This is a genomic window from Desulfobacter sp., assembly GCF_050177295.1.
Map to the genome: position 1 here is coordinate 1 of NZ_JBFXHE010000310.1, position 5,270 is coordinate 5,270.

The 5,270-nt window shown below is 44.7% G+C and carries 3 protein-coding genes; all 3 read right to left on the reverse strand.

Going from position 1 to position 5,270, the window contains the following annotated elements:
* Positions 1-1,282, reverse strand: a 1,282-nt coding sequence (locus tag AB7U36_RS17625; protein ID WP_428160989.1) for a hypothetical protein, incomplete at its 3' end; no start/stop codon positions are given.
* Positions 1,283-1,341: 59 nt separating this feature from the next.
* Positions 1,342-4,158: a hypothetical protein gene (locus AB7U36_RS17630; RefSeq protein ID WP_428160990.1), complete on the reverse strand. Its 2,817-nt coding sequence runs from the start codon at positions 4,156-4,158 to the stop codon at positions 1,342-1,344.
* The coding region (locus tag AB7U36_RS17635) for an Eco57I restriction-modification methylase domain-containing protein (protein ID WP_428160991.1) at positions 4,155-5,270 on the reverse strand (1,116 nt) is incomplete at its 5' end. The genes AB7U36_RS17635 and AB7U36_RS17630, both read right to left, overlap by 4 nt.

The window sequence follows — 5,270 nt, forward strand, 5'->3', positions numbered from 1 at the left end:
AGTTGATTCCACTGTTGAACCCCAGTGCCGGATACTCAAGGTAATTATTATAACGGTTGGATGGTTTTATACGCTCCTGTTTCATTGGATAATGAAGAGGTTCAGGAACAATGCCGGTAATTTTACACTGGAATATCGACTGCTCCGTCTCCAGATAATCCTTTTGGGGAAGTTTCGACCAGTTTTCAAGGGCCACATGAAGACTTTTTCGCTTAGGGTCGCTCCAATCGTCCTGAATCTCAACAGCCCATCTGATATCCAGATGCTTTAATGGCAGCGCAATTTTGCTTTTTTTCTGTTCCAAAGGCATAGAAAGTGTCTTCTGACGTATCCTTTGCAGAGTTTGTTTCCACCCTCGAATTTCACTGGGTGTAAATGTCTGTTTTTTAGGAAACGCCCAATATCTGCCGCCGGTAGTTGAATCATCGCTCTCCAGCCACTGATTTATCGCCTGCCGAACAACCACTGCCAATTCATCATTGGCCCGCTTGACGATTTCTTGAATGGCCTCTTTGGTATCATTTGGATAAAATGTAACTTCAGGGGTTGCCACATTGATCCGTATCCATTTGGAAACCGGAGCCGTTGAAGCAAACAAATCATCTTTTGCCATGGGGCGATCGCCGGGGGATATGGTAAAGATATCAATGCCTATAGTTTCTTCGGGGTGATTTATTTCTTGCTCAGCATCTTCTTCATCAGCCGGAATTGCCTCTACCGGCTCCCAGTCAATCCCGTAGCTTTTATTAATATCCTTTCGAATTTCTGTTTCTTTTTTCTTCCAGGATTCCCTGCCTTTTGCTGTTTGCAGGTTGTAATTTTGCTTTTCAGCCTGACATTGGTTTCTTATTTCTTCATTTATGGATTTACGCACATTTGCGGCCAGTGCAAATTTAACCGGATGCCGGTCCTTTCTCAAATCTTCTGAAGTGGGCAGAACCCGCATATACAAAGAAAAGAACGCTTTGAAACGCACCATGTCGTTAAGATCGGATTTGATACCGATATCCATGCCGGTTGCCCCGATTCGGATCGGTGAACTCTCCAGGTCCTCGATCCGATCCACCCCATCGGTATCTGCCTCAGGGTTCAATGCCACCAAAAAACCGGAGCTGAAATAATCGGAAGGTTTTTCGCCAATAACGATAGCACCATAATCTCCGTCACCGGAAACTCTTCTATACACATCGTTCAGAAGACTTTGTGCAACCGCTTCTTTAATATTTTGAGAAATCTTTCCCGGGCTGCACGCCCTTGTGACGGATAGAACAGGCCGCTCCATTTTATCCTCCTGTTTGCAAGTCTTCTTTCCCTGATCATTTCATCTTATTGTCAATATACTCATCCTAAGTATATGTCCCTGATATCATTTTCCGACAATTTTGGTTTAAAAACCTGTTGTATCTGAAAGCTGTGCCTTTGGGCCTGATTTCTTATCTCCTGAATAAAATCAGCCGGATAGATTTCGCTGTCATGATAGGAATATTCGTCTGTCAGAATGGCCAGGGCCTCTTTTTTGCTTTGCCTGCCTTCTTTTCGGTTAAATCTTCTTACCATACGAATATACACAAACACTTTTCTGGCCAGGAATTCAGGTAAGCCAAGATATATGGAAAACGCTTTAAAATGTTCCCATGTTTTAGGGGCATGGGGAACCAGGGTTGTCATGTCAGATGGTTCTGAGTCTTCAAACCCAATCCAGTAGCGGACGTTACTAGGTTTTACGGGATTTTGAGGGTTTGTCTGCTCGTTTATTTTTTGGCTGATTTTTTTTGGCGAACAGGTTCCGTTGTTCTCCTGTTTTTCAATTTCCAACCGTTTTCTAACTGATTCCTGATAGCCACGTACATGATTCTTGGCTTCAATACTTTTGTCTGAATATACCGCTTCCAGCCGTTCCATTATCTGATCTTTAACCGACTTGGGAAGAACCAACAGGATATCGCCTTTTTCAAGATTCATGGCAACTTCAGATCGATATCCCCACGAGCTATCCCTGTCCAAAAGGAAAACAGCAGACCGCGGAGAAAATACTTCCGGGGGATGTGTTGCAAATCGAACAATAACTTTATCACGAGGTGCTCCATTAACTGATGAGAAAGAATCAAACATGCCTGTATCTGGTAAGCTTTCGTCCAAATCAATAGATTCGCCGGACACTGAAGGAATTGCTATATCAACCATGCACTTTTTTAGCTGACTGATCAATCGTTCTGCCAGGGGATGAAATTTTTTGTACTCAGATATTTTGAGTAACACATTCAGCAACTCCATAAGTTTGTTTGCTCTGCTGTAGCCGATAATGATCCAGCCACTTCGGGGGGCTTGTTGCAACATAAAAAGATAGCGAATCGAAGTATGATTGGAAAATAAGCAGATCAGCGACGTCGCGCTGTCAATTTTTAAAGTGGATAATTCCCGTGTAAGACAAACCTGTATCTTGTTTTGCGTTCCAAAACGCTCTGAAATCATTCTCTGTGCAAGGTAAAAATGATGCTGCCTGTCAACAACTACCATCAAAGAAGCAGGCCCCTGTTCCCCACTTTTTAACGATTTTTCCAAGGCTGCTTCCAAGGCTTTTCCTGCAGGGGTGGATTTTTGAATTCCCCGGATGTATTCATCCGCTTCGTTCAGCAAATTTTTTGCGGTCCCGTAAAAATTGCCTAACTCTCCTTCATTCATGAGGTTATCAAGCGCAATGGCTTTTTTCTTCCAAATCACGCCATTTTCCATGGCATAGCCGGACTTTTTCCATTCGCTGTCTTCCAATCTTTCTATCAACCAGGTTTCAAGGGCCTGCATTCCGCCGGGAAGCATGGAAATATCCGATAAAGTTTTGGCAGCATCATAAAGGACCTTATTTGCCCTGCCACTGAAACAACGGACTTCTTTGGCCAGATCCAGAAACCGGTTTACCAGCAAAGCAGTCTGGCGGTCCGTTACCTGGACCCGAAAGAGTCGCCCGGCTTGCTGATATACTGAGGCTTTCACTTTTGGGGGGCAAACAATCCGTGCTCCTTGCGGTACCCAACCAAACCGGTCTATATCCATTATGGCGGCAAACTTGGGTTGATATCTTTCAAGGGCAACATCCTGCGGGAAATGCCAACTTTCAAACTGGTGCCGAAGATTTTCATAAACCAGAGGAGAATCAAGCAGAATCAAAATGCCAGTAGGAGCGTGAAGGCTTTTGCTCTGGAAATGCTGGAAAATATGCTGTAATTTTTCAAACCATTTTTCAGTTTGAAAGCGATTGACTGCCCGCAAATCTAAAAAAACCAGGTTTGGCGGTATCCCACCCTGCTTTACATCAAAAACAGCTGATTGCAGAGAATGCTTCAGTTGATTGAGATCCAACTCAGGATGTAAACAGAAGATACTGTCAACTGCGGCTTCAGGCCGGTCCAATTTGGCGGCGTACCCTCGAATTGTTGCCTTGGTTCTGTTCTGAGACACGGCTTTAGCAACTGACTCCAGAAGCCCGTCAGGTCGGCGTATCCACGTTCCGTCTTTTTTATAATGATAGGCTGAAATATATTCGTTCAGTGATAGCGGTGTATCCGAACCATCTATAAAATCTTCCAAACGAAGCAAGGCTAATGTTTTTTCCCGGAAGATTACACTGGTGCCGGATGTTCCTTTTTTGCTACGTTTAGTGGCTACTTGGGCGGCAATTCCCCTGAGCCATTGAGCATTAATACAGACCCCACGCAGATAATCCATAGCGTTGGTTTTAGCCGGCCAATATAAAATACGAAGTTCTTGGCCGTTGTAAGAAGAGTAAAAAGAAAGGGTGGTTAACACCATAGATAGAGAAGGATGTTCCATGACTGAGGGCCAGGAAAGGACAAAACGACTACTGGTGTTATAGGCTGCAGTCGCTATCATTCCGGAAAGATCTATATAGACTGGTGACAGATCAAGTCGTTTCCTGTCCAATGTCAGAAAAGGGATGTTGAAATCAAGCTTCGGTACTTTTTTTGCTCTCTGACAAAATCGTCCGTTGGTTACAGGATCATTTTCCTGCTCCGATTTCGGCTTACCGCCGGCAGCGGGCCGGAGCTGGCTGCCAATTGCCTGGCGCAGCTTTTCCAGCTTTTCAATTTCACTGTCCGGGAGACCGCCTATTCCTTTTGAGGAACCAAATCTTCGCGTCATATCCTATTCCTGTAACTTAGGTATACAGCCGTATTGATATCCAAACCGTCGATAAGACCCTTTTTAACTCGTACGGGGTCTGGTAGCGGCAAATTTTCCAGACCATATCGAGATACCGAAATAGTGCCGGAAAAACAACGGTAGGCAAGGTTAACCGGTTCACTGTTTAACACCCGGCAAAACAGGGCCGGCTCAAGGGCATTGGTATCTGGTTGTTTTTCCAGAATAATGACGTGATTTTCTCCCACAAACCCTCTATACTTGTCCATAAATGTTTCAGGTACCGCGCAGCACAGTAAAAAATTATCAAAATCAGATGGCCGGGTCCGTTTCATAACGATGCTTGGTCCGAAAACCAAACCGCCGGCTCCCTTTCCCATCTTTACGAAGCGTTCTTTTTTATTTTTCTGAGGATGTAAAAAAGAAAATTCACCCTTTGAAGTAATATGAAAGGGCCAGATAATTGGATAAACGCCCTTTTCTTCTCCGCCACTGGGGTACCTGTCATAGCGCTTTCTGGAGTCCCGGTTCCATACCAGATGCCCAATTCGAACCTTGTATCCGTAATCTGCCATGCGAAAAGGTCCCTTTTCGATCACGCTCAGCAGCTCAGCCTGCTTCCGGGATTTCGGAATTGCCCAAGCCGCTTTCCCCTGCCTGGCCGAAAGATAAATGGAAAAATTGGATTTAAACCCCTTTTGCAGAGACCTCACCAGTATTTTTCCTTTTTGCGAAGGTTGACCGCAGGCAAGAGTAATCACACTGATTTCCTGCAAAACATCATGAAAAACCCCCTTCCGGTTGGCCAGCCAGGTGATGCCGGACACATGGCCGGTTTGCGTGATTCGATGCCGCATTTTCTCATAATTTCTCGATGTATAAAGGCTGGTGGGGATGATAACCGACAACAGGCCATCTTTTTTCAAGAGCCCCAGTGACCGCTCTAAAAAAATGGGATATAGGTTGGTATTCCAACTCATGATGTGGCCATACGTTTCCCTTAATTTTTTGTCTTCATCCTTTGATAGTGATCTGTAGGGAGGGTTGCCGACAATCACATCAAATGGGCTGCCATCCGGAATATGAGTTAACGCGTCTGCCTGTTTAATTGA